At 70.5% G+C, this 18,527-nt stretch carries 11 protein-coding genes and 1 tRNA gene; 8 read left to right on the forward strand and 4 right to left on the reverse strand.

Annotation, left to right across the window (positions count from 1 at the left end; all coding sequences use genetic code 11):
- Positions 1-29 precede the first annotated feature (29 nt).
- Positions 30-2,111 carry a SpoIIE family protein phosphatase gene (locus tag CG723_RS17995; RefSeq protein WP_100594452.1) on the forward strand — a complete coding sequence of 694 codons (2,082 nt, stop codon included), beginning with the start codon at positions 30-32 and terminating at the stop codon, positions 2,109-2,111.
- Positions 2,112-2,275: 164 nt separating this feature from the next.
- On the opposite strand, the gene CG723_RS18000 is transcribed toward CG723_RS17995, so the two are convergent.
- The gene (locus tag CG723_RS18000; RefSeq protein ID WP_100594453.1) at positions 2,276-3,160 is read right to left on the reverse strand and encodes a TetR/AcrR family transcriptional regulator; all 885 of its coding nucleotides are present in this window, start codon (positions 3,158-3,160) and stop codon (positions 2,276-2,278) included.
- Positions 3,161-3,174: 14 nt separating this feature from the next.
- On the reverse strand, positions 3,175-4,569 hold the full coding sequence (locus CG723_RS18005) for a flavin monoamine oxidase family protein (protein WP_100594454.1): 1,395 nt from the start codon (positions 4,567-4,569) through the stop codon (positions 3,175-3,177).
- 148 nt (positions 4,570-4,717) lie between these two features.
- On the opposite strand from CG723_RS18005, the gene CG723_RS18010 reads away from it, so the two are divergent.
- The 7 genes from CG723_RS18010 to CG723_RS18040 all read left to right on the forward strand — a co-directional run bounded on the left by CG723_RS18010 (position 4,718) and on the right by CG723_RS18040 (position 16,920).
- Complete coding sequence (locus CG723_RS18010) at positions 4,718-6,301, forward strand: APC family permease (protein ID WP_100594455.1); 1,584 nt, start codon at positions 4,718-4,720, stop codon at positions 6,299-6,301.
- A gap of 42 nt (positions 6,302-6,343) precedes the next feature.
- Positions 6,344-7,510 carry an acyl-CoA dehydrogenase family protein gene (locus tag CG723_RS18015; protein WP_100594456.1) on the forward strand — a complete coding sequence of 389 codons (1,167 nt, stop codon included), beginning with the start codon at positions 6,344-6,346 and terminating at the stop codon, positions 7,508-7,510.
- Positions 7,507-9,561, forward strand: a complete 2,055-nt coding sequence (locus CG723_RS18020; RefSeq protein WP_100594457.1) for an acetate--CoA ligase family protein — start codon at positions 7,507-7,509, stop codon at positions 9,559-9,561. The genes CG723_RS18015 and CG723_RS18020 overlap by 4 nt, the downstream gene beginning before the upstream one ends.
- Before the next feature lie 138 nt (positions 9,562-9,699).
- Positions 9,700-11,712, forward strand: a complete 2,013-nt coding sequence (locus tag CG723_RS18025; RefSeq protein ID WP_100594458.1) for a phosphocholine-specific phospholipase C — start codon at positions 9,700-9,702, stop codon at positions 11,710-11,712.
- A gap of 194 nt (positions 11,713-11,906) precedes the next feature.
- A complete protein-coding gene (locus tag CG723_RS18030; RefSeq protein WP_100594667.1) occupies positions 11,907-13,931 on the forward strand; it encodes an ATP-binding protein in 2,025 nt (674 codons plus the stop codon).
- Between the two features lie 401 nt (positions 13,932-14,332).
- Positions 14,333-16,330, forward strand: a complete 1,998-nt coding sequence (locus CG723_RS18035) for an APC family permease (protein WP_199841813.1) — start codon at positions 14,333-14,335, stop codon at positions 16,328-16,330.
- A 128-nt stretch (positions 16,331-16,458) separates the two neighbouring features.
- Positions 16,459-16,920 carry a F0F1 ATP synthase subunit B family protein gene (locus tag CG723_RS18040; protein WP_234374368.1) on the forward strand — a complete coding sequence of 154 codons (462 nt, stop codon included), beginning with the start codon at positions 16,459-16,461 and terminating at the stop codon, positions 16,918-16,920.
- An 84-nt stretch (positions 16,921-17,004) separates the two neighbouring features.
- On the opposite strand, the gene CG723_RS18045 is transcribed toward CG723_RS18040, so the two are convergent.
- Both CG723_RS18045 and CG723_RS18050 read right to left on the reverse strand, forming a co-directional pair.
- Positions 17,005-17,078: transfer RNA gene (locus tag CG723_RS18045), tRNA-Met, on the reverse strand.
- 83 nt (positions 17,079-17,161) lie between these two features.
- A complete protein-coding gene (locus CG723_RS18050; protein WP_100594461.1) occupies positions 17,162-18,526 on the reverse strand; it encodes an FAD-dependent oxidoreductase in 1,365 nt (454 codons plus the stop codon).
- Position 18,527 lies beyond the last annotated feature (1 nt).

The raw sequence follows: 18,527 nt of genomic DNA on the forward strand, positions 1-18,527 counted from the left end.
TACCGAGGGTGTACGGGCCAGGAGGTTTCATGGATCACTCCTTCGAACCGAGGGGCGTGCCCGACACGCAGAGTGATCCCGAGGCCGACGCCCACCTCGCCCTGGCGGTCAACGGCATGGGCACGTTCTCGTGGGACGTGGCCTCCGGGCTGATGCAGTATGACGACGGGGGCCTGGCCGTCATCGGGTTCCGGCCCGGCGAGTTCGACGGCCGGCTGGCCACGCTGGGTGAGCGGATCGTGCCCAGTGAGCTGCCTGCCATCGAGGAGCTGGTGGACAGGGCTCTGCGGGAGCGCTCCGGATTCAGCCTCTACTTCCGGGTGCGGCACCCCGACGGGCGGCTGCAGTGGACACATACGCAGGGCCACATCGTCCGGGACGAGCACAACCGTCCGGTGCGGGTCATCGGGATCATCCGCGACGCGAGCCAGGAGCTGCGGGCGGTGGACCAGACCGAGCTGCTGCGGCAGGCCCGGGAGGACCAGCGACGGCCGTCCGACGCCGTCGTCCACGTCAGTGACGCGCTCGTGCCGACCGTCACCGTGGAGGACGTCGCGGAGGCCCTCACCGACTCGCGCCTGATGGAGCAGATAGGCGCCTCCAGCATCATCCTCGGCCTGATCGACAACGGCCGCATGGAGCTGGTGGGCTCCAACGGCGTCCACGAGGGCCTCATCCAGGACTTTCACCTGGCCCGTCTCAGTGAGCCGCTGCCGCTGACGGAGGCGGTGCGCAAACGCGAGGCGGTGTTCGTGACGAACAGGCTGGACTTCATCGCCCGCTTTCCGGCGCTGACGCCGTACCTGTCGCAGTTCCCGGACGCCGCGGCAGCGGTGTATCTGCCGCTGATCGCGCAGGACACCCCGATAGGTGCCGTCGGGCTCACATACGAGGGGCGGGCGAGTTTCCCGCCGGACGAGCGGACCGTGCTGACGGCGCTCGGCAAGGTCATCGCGCAGTCGCTCCAGCGGGCGCTGCTCTACGACCAGGAGCACGAGCTCGCCGCGGGACTGCAGACGGCGATGCTCCCCGGGATCCTGCCGCACGTGCCCGGCGTGGACCTCGCGACCCGTTACCGGCCCACGCGCGCCCGGGGCGGCATCGGTGGCGACTGGTACGACGCGCTGACGCTGCCCGACGGGCGGATCGCCGTCGTCGTCGGCGATGTGCAGGGCCACGATGTGACGGCCGCCGCCGTGATGGGGCAGCTGCGCATCGCTCTGCGCGCGTACGCCGCCGAGGGGCATCCGCCGTCCACGGCCATGGCGCGCGCCTCCGCCTTCCTCGCCGAACTCGACACAGACCGGTTCGCCACCTGTCTCATGGCCCTCGTCGATCCGCTCACCGGGATGACCTCGGTGGTGCGCGCGGGCCATCCGGAGCCCGTTCTGCGTGCCCCCGACGGAAGCTGTGCCTGGCTCGACATCCCCGGCGGCCTGCCCCTCGGTCTCAACACGCCCGGTGGCCAGCCCGCGTACCCGGTCTTCGAGACGGTCGTCGAACCCGGCTCGACTCTGGTGCTGTGCACGGACGGGCTCATCGAGTCGCGCGCCGAGGACATCGACCAGGGGCGTGGGCGGCTCCTCGCCGCGCTGAAGGCGGGGCCGGGGCCACCCGACGCACTCGCCGACCATCTGCTGGACGCCATGGCCCCCTTCACGGGCGAGGAGGACGACGTGGCTCTCCTGGTGCTGCACCGGTCCCGGGGGAAGGCGACCCCGGCACCACGTATGGAGGCGGTCATCTCCCCCACCGATCCCGACGCTCTGCGCAACGCGCGGATCGCGTTGCGCGAGGCGCTGCACAGCTGGTCGCTGGAGGCTCTCAGTGACACGGCGGAACTCCTCGCCTGCGAACTCGCCACCAACGCCCTGGTGCACACCGACGGCAGTGCCACGCTGACGGCCAGACCGGTACTGCACAGTGGCCGGGGCCTGCGTCTGGCCGTCAGCGACACGTCGACCGCGTCGCCCCGCCGCCGGGCCGCGCCCGAACGTGCCACCTCCGGCCGCGGCATCATGCTCATCGAGGAACTCGCCACCGCCTGGGGCGTCGAACCCCGCGGCAACGGCAAGACGGTGTGGTGCGAGCTGTCCCTCGATCTGGTCTAGACAGGGACCTTACGAGGCTGCCACGCGGGCCCACATCGACCAGCTCAGATCTGTCAGCCAGAAGGCTCTCCACGACACCGCGGTGGAGGCGGTCGTCGCCGCGAACGAGCGGGCCGCCGACGGCAGTTGAGGACATGAGGCCCAGGGTGCGGGCGGTGCGTCAACTACCCTCGGCGCAGGGTGATGTACGGCTCGAAGGCATCCAGCAACAGCTCGCGCATCCGCGCCGCGTCCATGTCGCCCGTCCCCGCGAGGACCTGGATGGCCATGCCGTCGACCATGCTGGTGAAGCGGCTGGCCATGGCCCCCGCGTCCGCGCCCTGCGCCATCCCCTCCCGCTGGCAGGTCCGCAGCAGGTCGAGGACGATCTCGCGCCACCGGACGTGGACGCCCTTCTGTCCTTCCCTGAGCGTCGGGTCGAGGATGGCCTCGTTCCACGACTGCACCCACACCGACCATTCGTCGGCGTCCTCTTCGGTGGTCGTCAGCTGCACCTCGATCAGCCGGCGCAGCTTCTCCACGGTGGTGTCGGCCGTCCTGAACTCCTCTTCGAGACGCGCGTGGAAGCGGTCGGCGTAGAAGACGAGCGCGGCCCGCAGGGCGTGATCCTTCGTCGGGAAGTGGTAGTGGACCGTGCCGGTGCTGGTGCCGCACGCGCGGGCGATGTCGGCGACCCGAACCTTGTGGAACCCGCGGCGGGCGATGAGGCGGGCGGTGGCTTCCAGGATCTGGGCGCGGCGCAGGTCGGCGTCCACGGCGTCGGCGCGGCGGCGCACGGCCTGCCCGCCACCCGTGGCGGGCGGCCTTCCCGCGCCGGTGCGCAGATACCGCTGCGACACCTTGCCGACCTGCGCGATCGCGGCGACCTCATGGTCCTGGAGGCGGCGGTTGCCGCGCAGGGCCTTGGACAGGGCGGTGGGATCCATGCCCACGCGGTCGGCGAACTCCCGCTGGCTGATGGGTGCCGAGAGCACCACGAGCCGCGCCCGGTCCGCCAGGGTCGCGGTTCCGTCCGCGATGTCCCCCGCCCCGCCTTGGATCGACGTCATTGCGCTGGGCCCGTTCAGCCTTCCGCTTGCGATGAGAGTGCCGACACGACCTCGTCGGCCGCCCGCAGGCCCGACGAAATGGCACCGTCGATGTAGCCGTTCCACAGACTAGCCGTCTCGGTTCCGGCCCAGTGCACGGTCCCGGTGGGTTCCCGCCAGCCGCGCCGCCCATATCCCGTCCAGCCGCCGGGAGTCACGTACGCCTCGTAGCCGCCCTTCGCGAAGGTGTCCCGCGACCAGATCTTCTCCGTGTAGTCGAGCGGACGTGCCGCCTCCTCCCCGACGACGGTGGTGAAGCTCTCCAGTACGGCCTCACGGCGGCCGGTGTCGTCGAGGTCGCTCCAGTCGGTGACCCGGTCGCCGTACACGAATCCGACGAGGACGCCCCGGGAGGCGTCGTGGGGGGAGTTGTCGAACACGACGCCCACCGGTCCGTCGTCGTAGAACGTGGCGACGCCCGAGAGTCCGGCGGCCCGCCAGAACGGGGAGTCGTACACCGCGTGGACCTTGGCGACGCGCCCCATCGGGCTGTGGGACAGCCAGCCGTCCCTGCTGACGGGGAGCCCCGGGGCGAAGCGGATGGTGCGGACCGCCTGTGGCGGCAGCGCGACGATGACCCTGCGGGCCTCGAACACGGTGGACGTGGTCCGGACGCGGACGCCTGCCTCGTCGTACTCGATCGACTGGACCTGCTCACCCAGCCGGACGCGCCGGCCGAGGAGGTCGGCGACGGCGCGGGCCGGGCCGGCGGCTCCGGTGACGAAGCGGCTGTCCTGGGCGCAGCCCCGCGTCTCCATGAGCTGCTCGTACCCGCCGGCGGCGGCCATGTAGAACAGCACATGGAACAGGGAGATCTCGTACGGCTCCGCGCACCACAGGCCCTGCACGGCGAGTGCCAGGCGGCGCCGGGCGTCCGCGTCGTCGGTCTGCGCGCGGAAGAACGACTCGGCCGTCTGGGCGTCCCACTCGGCGAACCCGGGTGTGCGCCAGGGCTGTCGGGTGTCCACGGTCCCGGCGAGTTCGTCGAGCACTTCGCTGACGCGGGTGTACTCCGCGATGCCGGGGCCGTCGGCCGGTGCCGCGCCGATGTAGGGGACGGTGCCGCCGTCGTGCCACACCTCGACGTGCTTGCCGGTCTCCCAGGTCGGGAAGGTGGCGCAGCCGAAGCGGTCCGCGAGGGCGAGCAGGTGTGTCTGGGTCGGGCCGACCCACTGGCCGCCGTGATCGAGCGTCACGCCGGCGGGCCGGGTCTCGGTGAGCACGCGGCCGCCCACGCGGTCGGCGGCCTCGACGAGGGTGAAGTCGACGCCCTCGTCGTGGAGTTGAAGAGCTGCGGCCAGTCCCGCGTAGCCGCCGCCCACGACGACCACCTCGGATTCGACCAGGTCCATTTCGGTCTGTTCCCACATGGCCGCAGAGCATGTCGCAAGACTGATCCATCAGTCAATCGTTGCGATGAATCTGTCCGGAAGCCTTGACACGCCCTGCACCGCCAGCATCATTGACCCACGCATCAATCTTGCGATTCGCCACCCACCCCGGACAGGGGGTCCGCCCATGGCAACGTCACCTGACACCACTTCGGATGCCGCACCCGACAGCTCGCAGGAAAAGGGCCTGCGCACCGGTGCGCTCGGCATGACCACGAGCCTGATCCTCTCGGTGGCGTCCGCCGCCCCCGCCTACAGCCTCGCCGCGACCCTCGCGTTCATCGTCGCCTTCGTCGGCTTCCAGGCGCCGTCGATCGTCGTGCTCGCGTTCGTCCCGATCCTCTTCGTCTCCTTCGGCTACGCCGCTCTCAACCGCCAGGAGCCGGACTGCGGAACCATCTTCACCTGGGCCACCCGTGTCCTCGGCCCGCGCGTCGGCTTCATGGGCGGCTGGGCCATCATCACCTCGTTCACCCTGGTGATGGCGAGCCTGGCCCAGGTCGCCGGCCAGTACGTCTTCATCCTCTTCGGCGCGAAAGGCATCGGCTCCGACCCGTCCAGCCCCTGGGTCCTCCTGGCGGGCCTCGGCTGGATCGCCCTGATGACGGCCGTCTGCTACCGCGGCATCGAAGTGGCCGCCGCCGTCCAACGCGCCCTGCTCTTCCTCGAGTTCGCGATGCTCGCGGTCTTCTCGGTGGTGGCCCTCGTACGCGTCTACACGGGGAACGCCGGTGCCGGCGCACGGCATCCGCACTGGTCCTGGCTCAACCCGTTCGAGATCTCCTCACCCAGCGCATTCGTCAGCGGCCTCGTCCTGATGCTGTTCATCTACTGGGGCTGGGAGACCGCGCTCACCGTCAACGAAGAGACCACCGATCGGCACCGGACACCCGGCGTCGCCGCCGTCTCCTCCACGGTCATGCTGCTCGTGCTCTACCTCGTCTCGACCGTGGCGACCCTGGCCTTCGCCGGCACCGGCACGACCGGCACGGGGCTCGGCAACCCCGACAACTTCGGTGACGTCTTCTCCGCCATCGGCAAGGCCGTCTTCGGCGACAGCGGCTTCGGGTCCTTCCTGTGGCATCTGCTCGTCCTGATGGTGCTGTCCTCCGCAGCCGCGTCCACCGAGACGACCGTGCTCTCCCTGGGGCGCACGCTCCTGGCGATGGGCGGCCGCGGAGCCGCGCCGCGCGTCTTCGCCAAAGTCCACCCGCGTTACTCCATCCCGCAGTTCAGCACCATCGCCACCGGAGTCGCGGGAGCGGTCTGCTACGTCGTCATGAACTTCCTGAGCCACGGCCAGGTCATCGGCGACGCCGTGTCCTCCTGCGGGCTCATGATCGCGTTCTACTACGGCCTCACGGGCCTCACCTCGGCCTGGGCCCACCGCACCCAATGGCGGCGCAGCGCCGCCGACTTCTGGCTGCGCCTCACCCTGCCCGCGATCGGCGGCCTGACCCTCGTCGCGGCCGGGCTGTGGAGCCTGAAGAACGACTGGGACCCGGTGAACAGCTACACGTCCTGGACCCTCCCCTTCGCGCCCCACCGGCGCGTCGGCGGAGTCTTCATCATCGGCGTCGGGACGCTCCTCCTCGGCTACCTGCTGATGCTGGCCTACGGGCGCATCTCACCGCGGTTCTTCACCGGGGCGCCGAAGGAGACCGCGGCCGTCGCCGAGCACCGGCCCCCACACGAGCGCATCTCCCGCTGAACGTCACAGCCCCTCAGCAACCCTCCCACCACGGAGTTCGCCATGCCCTACCCCGTACGCGACGCGCTCGGCCTCTCCGCCGAGCAGCACGACTTCATCCGGCTCGCCCGCGACTTCGCCGCCGCCGAGATCCGCCCCCGCGCCCGCGCCGTCGACGACGCCCAAACCGAGTCACCGCTGGACCTGTGGGACAAGGCCGCAAGGACAGGCCTGGCCGCTTTCATGATCCCGGCGGAGTTCGGCGGCGGCGGAGTGACCGACATGGTCACGCAGGTGCTCGTACAGCAGGAGCTGTGCCACGGCGACATCGCCATCGGCAATCTGCTGACCTCCAGTGGCTTCTTCGCCGATCCCATTCTCGAACTCGGCACGCAGGCACAGAAGGAGCGGTGGCTGCGGCCGCTCACCACCGACACTCCCCCGTTGACCGCCCTCGCCGTCACCGAACCCGACCACGGTTCGGACGCCGCCGGCATCCGCACGCGCGCGGTGCGCGACGGCGATCACTATGTGCTCAGCGGCCAGAAGGCCTGGATCTCCAACGCCCCCTACGCACAGCGGTTCGTCGTGTTCGCCACGGTCGACCCGTCGCTCCGGGCGCGCGGCGTGACCGCGTTCGTCATCGACCGGGACACGCCCGGACTGACCGTGGGCAAGCCGATGCGCAAGATGGGGCAGCGCGCCATCGTCAACGCCGAGGTGTTCCTCGACAACGTACGGGTCCCCGCGGCCGACCGGCTCGGCGCCGAGGGACAGGGCTTCCAGGGCCTGATGCGCACCTTCGACGCCTCACGCATCCTGATCGGTGCGTCCTGCGCGGGCCTGTGCCGGGCCGCGCTGGATCTGGCCGTGGAGTACGCCCAGGAGCGCGTGCAGTTCGGCGTGCCCATCATCGAGCACCAGGCGGTCGCGTTCCGGCTCGCCGACATGGCGACCCGCGCCGACACCGCCCACCTGGTGACGATGCGCGCGGCACGCCTCTTCGACCAGGGCGAGAAGGTCACCGCCGAGTCGGCGATGGCGAAGCTGACCGGCTCGGAGAACGCCATGTTCAACACCTGGGCCGCCGTGCAGACGCTGGGCGGCTGGGGCTACTCGCAGGAGTTCCTGGCCGAGAAGTGGATGCGCGACGCGAAACTTGAGGAGATCGAGGAAGGCACCTCCGACATCCAGCGGCTGGTCATCTCCAGGGCGCTCGCGAAGTCATGACCACTCTCGACGTCTTCCGCGCCCCGGAGTCGGTCGCCGTCGTCGGCGCCACCGACAACCCGGCCAAGTGGGGCCACTGGCTCGCCCGCGGCGCCGTCGCGGGCGCGCACCGGCGCCGCGTGCACCTGGTCAACACGCGCGGCGGCGAGGTCCTCCGCCGCCGCAGCCGCCCGAGCCTCGACGCGCTGCCCGAGGTCCCCGATCTGGTCGCCTTCGCCGTCCCCGCCTCCGCCCTCGCCTCCGGAGTCCGAGATGCCGTCGCTCTCGGCGTGCCCGGTCTGCTCGCGATCACAGCGGGCGTCGAGGACGAGGCCGCGATCGGTGACGTGATAGCGCCGAGCGCGACCCGGCTGCTCGGCCCGAACTGCCTCGGTCTCTACGACGCGTCGGGCGAACTGGAGCTGGCCTGGGGCCGGTTCACGCCCGGCAGCCTCGCGATCGTGTCGCAGAGCGGACAGCTGGGCCTGGAGATCGCGGGGATGGCTGCGAGCGCCGGCATCGGCGTCTCCAGATTCGTCTCCGTCGGCAGCCAGCTCGACGTGGGCGCCGCCGAACTGCTCGCCGACCTGGCCCACCATGAAGTCACCCGCGTAGTCGCCGTCTATCTGGAGAGCTTCGGCGACGGCGAGCGGCTCCTGGACGCCCTTGACCGCCTGCGCGAGGCGGGCAAGCCGGTGCTCCTGCTGACGGTCGGCGCCAGCAAGGCCGCTCAGCAGGCGGCCCGTTCGCACACCGGCTCCATGACATCGGGCCTCGACGTCGTGGATGCCGCCTGCCGGACGGTCGGTGCGGTACGCGTCGAATCACCGGTCCAACTCGTCGACACAGCGAAGCTGTTGCTCCGGTCCGCGCCTGTGCGAGGGCGCCGGGTCGCGATCGTGGCCGACAGTGGCGGGCAAGGGGCCGTCGCCGCGGACACCGCGTCCCGGCTCGGCCTGACCGTCGTCGAGTTCTCCCCGGAGGTCCAGGAGCGCCTGGCGGCCCAGCTGCCGCCGCACGCCGCGGTCGCGAACCCTGTGGACCTCGCCGGTGCGGGTGAGGAGGACATCTCCACGTACGCGTCGACTCCGGCGGCACTCGCCGACACCTCGGTCACCGACGCCGTGGTCCTGAGCGGCTACTTCGGCAGCTACGGCCGCGACATCCCCGAACATCAGGCGGCCGAGTCGGAGGTCGCGCGGGCCATCGGCTCACTGGCCGCCGAGCGGGCGATGCCGGTCGTGGTCCACTCGATGGCGGAACGCACCGAGACCGTACGGGAGTTGCACGCGGCCGGGGTGCCGACCTTCGCCGACGTCGAGGCGGCGTTGAGAGCGGTGGCGACAGCGCACCGCTTCACTCGGGCATCTCGTCCGCGCGAGCTTCGTTCACCCGGGCGAGAGAGTCAAGTGCCACTGGGAGCTGGGTACTTGGCAGCTCGGCGGCTTCTGGCCGATGCCGGCGTCCCGTTCCCGCCCGCGGTCGGGATCGTGCCGGGCACGCCGGATCCCCGCCCCGCGATGCGCCCCCTCTCGGCACCGGTCGTACTCAAAGCCGACTGGCTGGAGCACAAGACCGAGTACGGCGGTGTCGCGACCGGGCTGCACGATGCCCCCGCGCTCGGGGCCGCGTACGGCGACATGGTGGCGCGGCTGGGTCCTCACGGGTACGTGGTCGAGGAGATGGACCGGCGCACCGATGTGGTCGAGGTGATCGTCGCCGCGCGGCGCGACCCGTCGTTCGGGCCGGTCGTCGTGGTCGGCGCCGGCGGAGTGCAGGCCGAGCTCACCCAGGATCTCGCCCTTGAGCTGGCCCCCTGCTCCCACGGCACCGCGCGCGAGATGATCCGCCGCCTCCGGTCATGGCCACTCCTGTCCGGCTGGCGCGGCAAACGGCCGGTCGATGTCGACGCGCTGGCGGCGGTCGTCGTCGCCGTCTCCGAGCTGATCGCCGACCGTGGCGACATCGGCGAGATCGAGCTCAACCCGGTCCGCGTCTCACCGGAAGGAGCCCTCGCGGTCGACGCCCTCGTCATAGCGGCACCGGCGCCCGACAGCCCCTCCACTCCATGACCGCGTCCGGCCGGCGACCACCGGCCGGAACCCGGTGTTCACAAACTCGACCATGTAGAGGTCTAGCCCCAGACCATTGAGTGTCGGCACGCTTGCGCCCGTTGTGTCAGGACGTAGGCGTGAGACAAGGGTGAACCGATGACACCGATCAGCCGCAGGGGTTTTGTCGCGCTGGGCGCCGGGATCGCAGCCGGCGCCGCGCTGCCCGCCACCAGGGCGGGCGCAGCCGCCACGGGCACCGTCAAGGACGTCAAGCACGTGGTGATCCTCATGCAGGAGAACCGCAGCTTCGACCACTACTTCGGCCGCCTCAAGGGCGTCCGCGGGTTCGGCGACCGCAGCGGCATCACGCTCTCCGGCGGGCAGCCCGTGTTCAACCAGCCGAGCGGGCTGGGCCGCCAGTACCCGTGGAAGCTCAGCTCCACCCCGGCCGCGGGCGGCGTGGACGGCGAGACGCTCGCCCAGTGCAACGGCGACCTGCCGCACAGCTGGTCCTCCCAGCACTCCGCGTGGAACAAGGGCCGGCTCGACCACTGGGTCGCCGGTGTCGGCAACGTCCGCAGCCTCGGCTACCTGGACCGCGACGACATACCGTTCCACTACGCGCTGGCCGACAACTACACCATCTGTGACGCCTACTTCAGCTCCACTCTCAGCGCCACCGGGCCCAACCGCACCTACCTGTGGAGCGGCAAGGTCGACGACTCCAGCCACGACGGCGGCGACGAGTCGGGGCTGACCTGGGAGACGTACGCCGAGGCCCTCCAGCGGGCCGGCGTGAGCTGGAAGGTCTACCAGAATGCCAATGACAACTACGGCGACAACGGTCTCGCGTATTTCTCGAAGTTCGCCGCCGCCAAGCCCGGCGACCCGTTGCACGATCGCGGCATGGGCTCCGTCCCGGCCGTGACCGGTTCCACACCCGACGACATCGCCGCCGCGATCAAGGCGGACGCGCTGGCCGGCAAGCTTCCCCAGGTCTCCTGGGTCGTCGCCAACCAGGCGTTCTCCGAGCACCCCTACGCCCCGCCCGGCGACGGTGCCCACTTCGTGGACCTGGTCCACCGCGCCCTGGCGGCCTCCCCCGAGGTCTTCGACTCGACCGTCCTCTTCCTCAACTACGACGAGAACGACGGCTTCTTCGACCACGTACCGCCGCCGTCGCCGCCCGCCGGGACGGCCGGCGAGTTCCTCGACGGAACCCCCTTCGGTCTCGGCTTCCGCGTGCCGATGGTCATCATGTCTCCCTGGACCAGGGGCGGTTGGGTCTCGTCGGAGGTTTTCGACCACACGTCCGTCCTGCGGTTCATGGAGACCTGGACGACCGCCCTCGGCACCCCGGCGACCTGTCCCCACATCAGCGCGTGGCGCCGCAAGGTCACCGGCGACCTGACCGGCGTGTTCGACTTCGCCAGTCCCGTGTACGGCATGCCGTCCGGCCTGCCCGCCACCAAGGTCATCGGGTACAACACCTGCGGCCCGCTGCCCAACCCCGCGCCGCAGACGAACGCCCTGCCCACGCAGGAGGCCGGCACCCGCCCCGCGCGCGCCCTGCCCTACCAGCCGAACGGAAACCTCGACCACTTCGAGTTCGGCGCCGGCGGCAAGATCCTCGCCTGGTTCTCCATGGCGAACCAGGGCTCCCCGGCACGCAGCGCCGCCCACCTCTCCATCCACCCGAACGCCTACCGCGACACGACGCCGTGGCAGTACACGGTCGACGCGGGCGGCACGGCCACGGACTTCTTCAACATCGGCGCGGGCTCCGGGTCGGGCGCGTACGACATCACGATGGCCGGGCCGAACCGCTTCCTGCGCCGCTTCAAGGGCGACGCCACGAAGGCGGGCAAGGCGATCGAGGTCGCCGCCCGGTACGCCGTCGAGTCCGGCACCGGCAAGACGGCCATCTGGTTCAAGATGACCAACTCGAGCTCCGCATCGGCCCAGTTCACCATCACGTCGAACAACTACCGCTCGGACGGCCCGTGGACCTACACGGTCCCCGCCGGTGGCTCGACGGAGGACTTCTTCAACGCCGTGGCGAACCAGAAGGGCTGGTACGACTTCACGATCACGTCCAGCACGGACACGACGTGGTCCCGCCGCTACACAGGCCACATCGAGACCGGCTCGGCGTCCGTCAGCGGCTGATCCCCGGCCGCGCCCGCGGCGACCGGTCGGCCTGGAGCGCCAGGCGCGGCCCCGTCACAGGCCCGGGGCCCGGCCCGGGCTCCGGCCGACCGGTCAGCGACTGAAACTGATCGTTCTTGACCGTTTCTCGCGAGGGGGTACGGCCGGGAGCAGCCGCACGGGAGGATGGGCCCGTGGTAGGCAACCTTCCCGTCATGACGACCAGTTTCGTCGGCCGCGACAGCGAACTGGCCGCTGTCGGACGGGCATTGAAAGAACACCGGCTGGTCACCCTCACCGGCAGCGGCGGTGTCGGAAAGAGCCGCCTCGCGCTGCGCGCCGCCGAGGAGGTACGGGGCGCGTACGCGGACGGGGCCTGGTGGGCCGACGTCTCCCATCTCTACGACGACCGTCTGTTCACCGCCACGGTCTGCGACGCCGTCGGTCTCCTGGACCACAATCCGCGCGCACCCATCGACGCGCTGAGCGAATGGCTGGCCGGGCGGCGCGTCCTCCTCGTCCTCGACTGCTGCGAGCGCGTCCTCGACGCCTGCTGGGAGCTGGTGACCGAACTCCTCACCGCCGCCCCGAACCTGACCGTCCTCGCCACGAGCAGGCAGCCTCTCGCCGTCCGGGAAGAGCACTGCATCGAGGTGGCCCCCCTCTCCACGGGCGACGACGAGGGCGGCTGCGACGAGGCGGAGCTCCTGTTCCGCGAGCGGTGCGCCACGGCCGCGCCCGACGTCCCGCTCGACTCCCCCGGCGCCGCCGAGACGATCTCCCGTATCTGCCGCCGCCTCGAAGGCATCCCCCTGGCCGTCGAGCTGGCCTGCGCGCGGCTGCGCGAGAACAGCCTCGACGAAATCGCCGGGCGGCTGACCTCACGCCTGGACACCCTCGTCGACGACACGATCTGGCCCAAGCGCCACCGCGCCCTGCGCACCGCGATCGGCTGGAGCCACGAGCTGTGCGCCCCTCTCGAACGCCTCGTCTGGGCCAGGCTCTCCGTCTTCCACGGCCCCGTCGACGAGACGGACGCCCGGTCCGTCTGCGCCGGCGGCCCCCTCGGCACGGACGAGATCCCCAAGATCCTTGAACGGCTCGCCGACCAGTCGGTCCTGCAACGGGACGGCACCCGCTTCCGGATGCTCGACACAGTGCGCGAGTACGGCGCCCTGTGGCTCGACGAACTCGGCGAGCAGCGCACCCTGGCCGGGCGCCACGCCGCGCATTTCGCCGGGATCGTCGAGCAGGCCGAGGCCGGCTGGCTCAGCGACCGGCAGGTCGCCTGGTACACCCGGATCTCCGACAGTCACGCCGACGTACGCGCCGCGCTCGACCACCTGTTCACCACGAACGCCGACACGGCCGTCGAAATGGCGGGGCGCACGGGCCTGTTCTGGCCCTGCTGCGGACACCTGCACGAGTCGCGTGACTATCTGGAACGCGCCCTGAGGCTGGACACGCCCCGGGGTCCGTCCCGCACCCGCGCCCTGTGGGCGCTCGGCATCACCCTCACCCTGCAGGGCGACCACCGGACCGCCCTGCGGGTCGGCGAGCAGTGCGCCCTCGCCGCGCAGGAGGACGACACGCCTGAGTCCGTACTCTTCGCCGCCCACACCCTCGGCCTCACGCATCTCATGACGGGGCACCCGCAGGACGCGTACGACGTGAGTGAGCACGCCCTGAACACCCACGCCAGCACCCCGCCGACCGGCGCCCCGCAGCTCTGCTGCCTGGTGATCAGGGCCTTCGCCCTCTCCGCGCTCGGCCGGCTCGACGAGGCGCACGAGAAGGCCACCAGCCTGCGCCGGCTCAGCCACGAGTACGGCGAACACTGGGCGCGGTCCTACGCGGACCACCAACTCGCCTTCATCAACCTCCTCCAGGGCCGCCCGCACGAGGCCGAGATCCACGCCCGAGCCATGCTCACCAGCAAGCACAACCTCAACGACAACCTCGGGATCGCCCTCGGCCTCGACCTGCTCACCGGCGCGAACGCGGCCCAGGGCAACGGAGTCGAAGCCGCCCGCACCTCCGGCACAGGCCACGCCTACTGGCGCATGCTCGGCCACCCGAATCGCGGCACCCCGGAGCTGTCCGAGATCCGCGACCAGTGGGAGCAGCAGGCCCGCAAGGCGGCCGGCGACAGCGCGTACGACACCGCGTACCACCGCGCCCTGACCGACGACGCCGAGCACGGCCTCGCACACGCGCTCCAGGGGCACGCCGGCCCCTGACAGCGCCTTGCCGCCCGTGGCGGACCACTCGTTGTACGGCACCTTGGCGATGGTCACACGCGCGCGGCGCCGCTCGCGGATGTGCAGGAGGACCGTCGACCTCGACTCCTACGGCTACGCGGCGCTCGCCGCCGGAGCCGGCGGATTCCTCCCCCTCAACCCCCGCCGTCCACCGCGACCTTGCCGTCCTCGGACCACGCGAGCGCGAAGCTGACGCTCAGCAGGGCGACGGTGAACACCCACGCCTAAGAGACCGGCTGGTCTCCCCCGGACCGTAGGACCATTTGTGTACCCCGGCCCGCCGACACGTCCGCAGGCTCGAACGGCGGCACGGTCCGCCATACGCTCACGCAGTGTTCAACGTGCCCGCTCTGGTCAAACGCCTGGTGATCGGCCGCGCCATGCGCAGCGAGGAGCTGGGCGGGACTCTGCTCCCCAAGCGCCTCGCCCTGCCGATCTTCGCCTCCGACCCGCTCTCGTCGGTGGCGTACGCGACCCAGGAGATCCTGCTCGTCCTCACCCTGGGCGGACTCGCCTATCTGCATTTCACGCCTTGGATCGCCGGGGCGGTGGTGGCACTGATGACGGTGGTCGTGCTCTCGTACCGCCAGGTCGTGTACGCGTATCCGAGCGGCGGCGGCTCCTACGAGGTCGCGTCCACCAACCTGGGGCCGTCGGCCGGCCTTGTGGTCGCCGCCTCACTGCTGGTCGACTACGTGATGACGGTGGCGGTGTCCGTCGCCTCCGGCGTGGACAACATCATCTCGGCGCTCCCGGCGCTGAACGACTACCGCGTCCTGCTGGCCGTCGGCTTCGTCGCCCTTCTCACCGCGATGAATCTGCGCGGCGTCCGCGAGTCCGGCCACGCCTTCGCCGCACCCACGTACCTCTTCATCGGCGGCGTACTGATCATGGTGATCACCGGGCTGATCCGGTACGCCCTGGGGGACGCGCCGGTCGCCGAGACCGCCGCGTACGGCATCGCTCCCCAGAAGTCCGACGCACATCTCGCGGGCCTGGCCCTGGTGATGCTCGTCCTGCGCGCCTTCTCCTCGGGGTGTACGGCACTGACCGGTGTGGAGGCGATCTCCAACGGCGTACCGGCCTTCCGCAAACCCAAGTCGAAGAACGCCGCCGCCACGTTGGTGGCCATGGGGGGCATCGCCATCGCCATGTTCGTCGGTGTCACGACGCTCGCGCTGATCTCCAAGGTGCACGTCACGGACGACGCATGCCGGCTGACGGGACTCGACGGGGACTGCGGGAGCTACACGCAGCGCACGGTCATCGCGCAGGTGGCGGCAGCCGTGTTCGGCGGTGAGCACAGCGTCGGCTTCTTCTTCATCCAGGCCGCGACCGCTCTGGTCCTGATCCTGGCCGCGAACACCGCGTTCAACGGCTTCCCGATGCTGGCCTCGATCCTCGCCAAGGACCGTTACCTGCCGCACCAGTTGCACAACCGGGGCGACCGGCTGGCCTTCTCCAACGGCATCCTCGCGCTGGCCGTCGTCGCCGCAGCGCTGCTCTGGGGCTTCAAGGCCAGCGTCACCAGCCTCATCCACCTCTACATCCTGGGTGTGTTCACCTCGTTCACCCTCTCCCAGCTGGGCATGGTCCGGCACTGGAACCAGGAGCTGGCCACCGAGCACGACCCCGTGGTGCGCCGCCGCCACCATTCGACCCGGGCCATCAACGCCCTCGGCGCGTGCGTCACCGGCCTCGTCCTGGTGATCGTGCTCGTCACGAAGTTCACCGAGGGCGCCTGGCTGGCCGTTCTCGCCGCTACGGTGCTGTGGCTGATGATGCGCGGCATCCGCCGCCACTACGACGCGACGTCCGCCGAGCTGGCCGTCGAGGACCCGCACGCCGAACTCGCCTCACCCTCAAGGGTGTTGGCGATCGTCCTGGTCTCCAGGCTGCACAAGCCCACCATGCGCGCCCTGGCCTACGCGCGAGCCTCCCACCCCGACCGGTTGGAGGCGTTGACCGTGTCGGTCGACCGCGACGAAGTCGCCGCCCTGCGCGAGAGCTGGGACGAGTACGACATCGACGTACCGCTGAAGGTCATCGACTCCCCGTACCGCGAGGTGACGCGGCCCGTCGTCGAGTACGTGCGCGCCATCCGCCGGGACAGCCCTCGCGACATCGTCGCCGTCTTCATCCCCGAGTACGTGGTCGGCCACTGGTGGGAGAACCTGCTCCACAACCAGTCCGCGCTCTGGCTCAAAAGCCGCCTTCTGTTCACGCCCGGGGTGATGGTGACGAGCGTGCCCTGGCAGCTCACCTCGTCCGCGCACGCCAACCATCCGGCCCGTCGGGCGCCCGGTTCCGTGCGCCGGGGCGAACCACAGCGTCCGCGGGCCGGAGCGGACCGTTCGCGCGGCACCGGGCACGGCTGACGAACCGGGTACGCCATCGATTCGGTGTCGCATGGAGCCCCAGAGACGGCATCCCGCCAAATCTGACGTAAATGAGCGTTGGGCCGGCACGGATGAGCAGGTAGGCAGGGGACATGTACCTTCTGCCGATGAAATTTGGACCACTCAACGCAAAAATCGAAGTCCTAGCAGTGGCCCTCGTCCTCTTCGCCGTCGTCTTCCTCTGGTTCAAGCGCTTCCTGCCCCGCATCAACCAGGTGCTGGCCGAGCGCGCCGACCGTACGGAAGGGGCCCTGGAGCGCGCCGAGGCGATCCATGCGGAAGCCTCGGCCGAGCACGCCGGCGCCCAGGCCCTGCTCGCCGAGGCCCGTCGCGACGCCGCCAGGGTCACGCAGGCGGCGCGCGAGGAGGGTGCGGCGCTGATAGCCGCCGCCCGCGAGGACGGACTGCGCGAACGCGAGGCGCTCCTCGCCGACGGCCAGGCCGTGATCGAGGCCGAACGGGCCGCGGCGGAGGCCGAACTGCGTCTCACCGTCCCCGAACTGGCCGCCGAACTGGCGAGCCGCATCATCGGGGAGCCCGTCCCGGCGGCGGCGCCCTCGAACCCCTGACCCCCGCTCGCCGCGGCGGCGCCACAGGGTGCCGCAGATACGAACCAGGGCCCGGATCCAATGGATCCGGGCCCTGGTCGGCAGTAGCGGGGACAGGATTTGAACCTGCGACCTCTGGGTTATGAGCCCAGCGAGCTACCGAGCTGCTCCACCCCGCGTCGGTAGACACCACCCTACGCCATTGGAGCAGCTACTCCTGACCACCACCTGCCAGGACGGCAGGCACCGCTGCCGCCAGGGGCTACGCGCCGCTCGCCTTGAGCATGTCCTCACGCTCGACGATCTTCACGCGCTCACGGCCTTCCGGCTCGCCCAGCGCCTTCTCCGCGGCGTCAAGGCGGTACCACCCGTCCCACGTCGTGTAGCGCACGTTCCGCTCGTCGAGGAACGCGTCCACGGCCTCCGGGTCGGGCGAGGAAGGAGTACTCAGACGGCCGTTCTCTCGGTCGTCCAGGAGGCTGGCGACCGTCTCGTTGGCGTCGCCCTTGGTGTGGCCGATCAGGCCCACGGGACCGCGCCGGATCCAGCCCGTGACGTACGTCGACTGAAGGTGCTCGCCGGACTCCTCGATCACCCGGCCACCCTTGTCCGGAACGGTGCCCGAGGCCAAGTCCCAAGGCAGCTTGGGGAGTTCGTCGGACAGGTAGCCCACGGCGCGGTAGACGGACCTGACGTCCCAGTCCTTGAACTCGCCGGTTCCCTTGACGTTGCCGGTGCCGTCGAGCGCGGTCCGCTCGGTGCGCAGGCCCGTGACCTCGCCGTTCTCACCGAGGATCTCGGTCGGGGACTCGAAGAAGTGCAGGAACAGCTTGTGCGGCCGGGTGCCGACGTCGCGGATGGCCCAGTTCTCGAGCGTCTTGGCCACCATGTCGGCCTGCTTGTTGCCGCGCCGGGTCGCGATCGAGCCGTCGTCGTAGTCGATGTCCTCGGGGTCGACGATGACCTCGATGTTCGGGGAGTGGTCGAGCTCCCGCAGCTCCATCGGGCTGAACTTCGCCTGCGCCGGACCACGGCGGCCGAAGACGTGGACCTCCAGCGCCTTGTTCGCCTTCAGGCCGTCGTAGACGTTCGGCGGGATCTCGGTCGGCAGCAGCTCGTCCGCCGTCTTGGCCAGGATGCGGGCCACGTCGAGCGCGACGTTGCCGACACCCAGGACCGCGACCTTCTCCGCCTCGAGCGGCCAGGTCCGCGGGACGTCCGGGTGACCGTCGTACCAGGAGACGAAGTCGGCAGCGCCGTACGAACCGTCGAGGTCGATGCCCGGTATGTCGAGCGCGCGGTCGGCCGTCGCGCCCGTGGAGAAGATCACCGCGTCGTAGAACGAGCGCAGGTCGTCGAGGCTGATGTCGCCCGGGTAGTCGACGTTGCCGAACAGGCGGATCTGCGGCTTGTCGAGGACCTGGTGCAGGGCCGTGATGATGCCCTTGATCCGCGGGTGGTCCGGTGCGACGCCGTACCGGATCAGACCGAACGGCGCAGGCATCCGCTCGAAGAGGTCGATGGACACACCGGGGTCTTCGGCCACCGCGGATTTCAGCAGCGCGTCAGCGGCGTAGATACCGGCAGGACCGGCTCCCACAACGGCTACCCGCAGAGGGCGAGGCATG

Source organism: Streptomyces sp. CB01635 (genome assembly GCF_002803065.1).
In the GTDB taxonomy this organism is placed as follows: Bacteria; Actinomycetota; Actinomycetes; order Streptomycetales; family Streptomycetaceae; genus Streptomyces.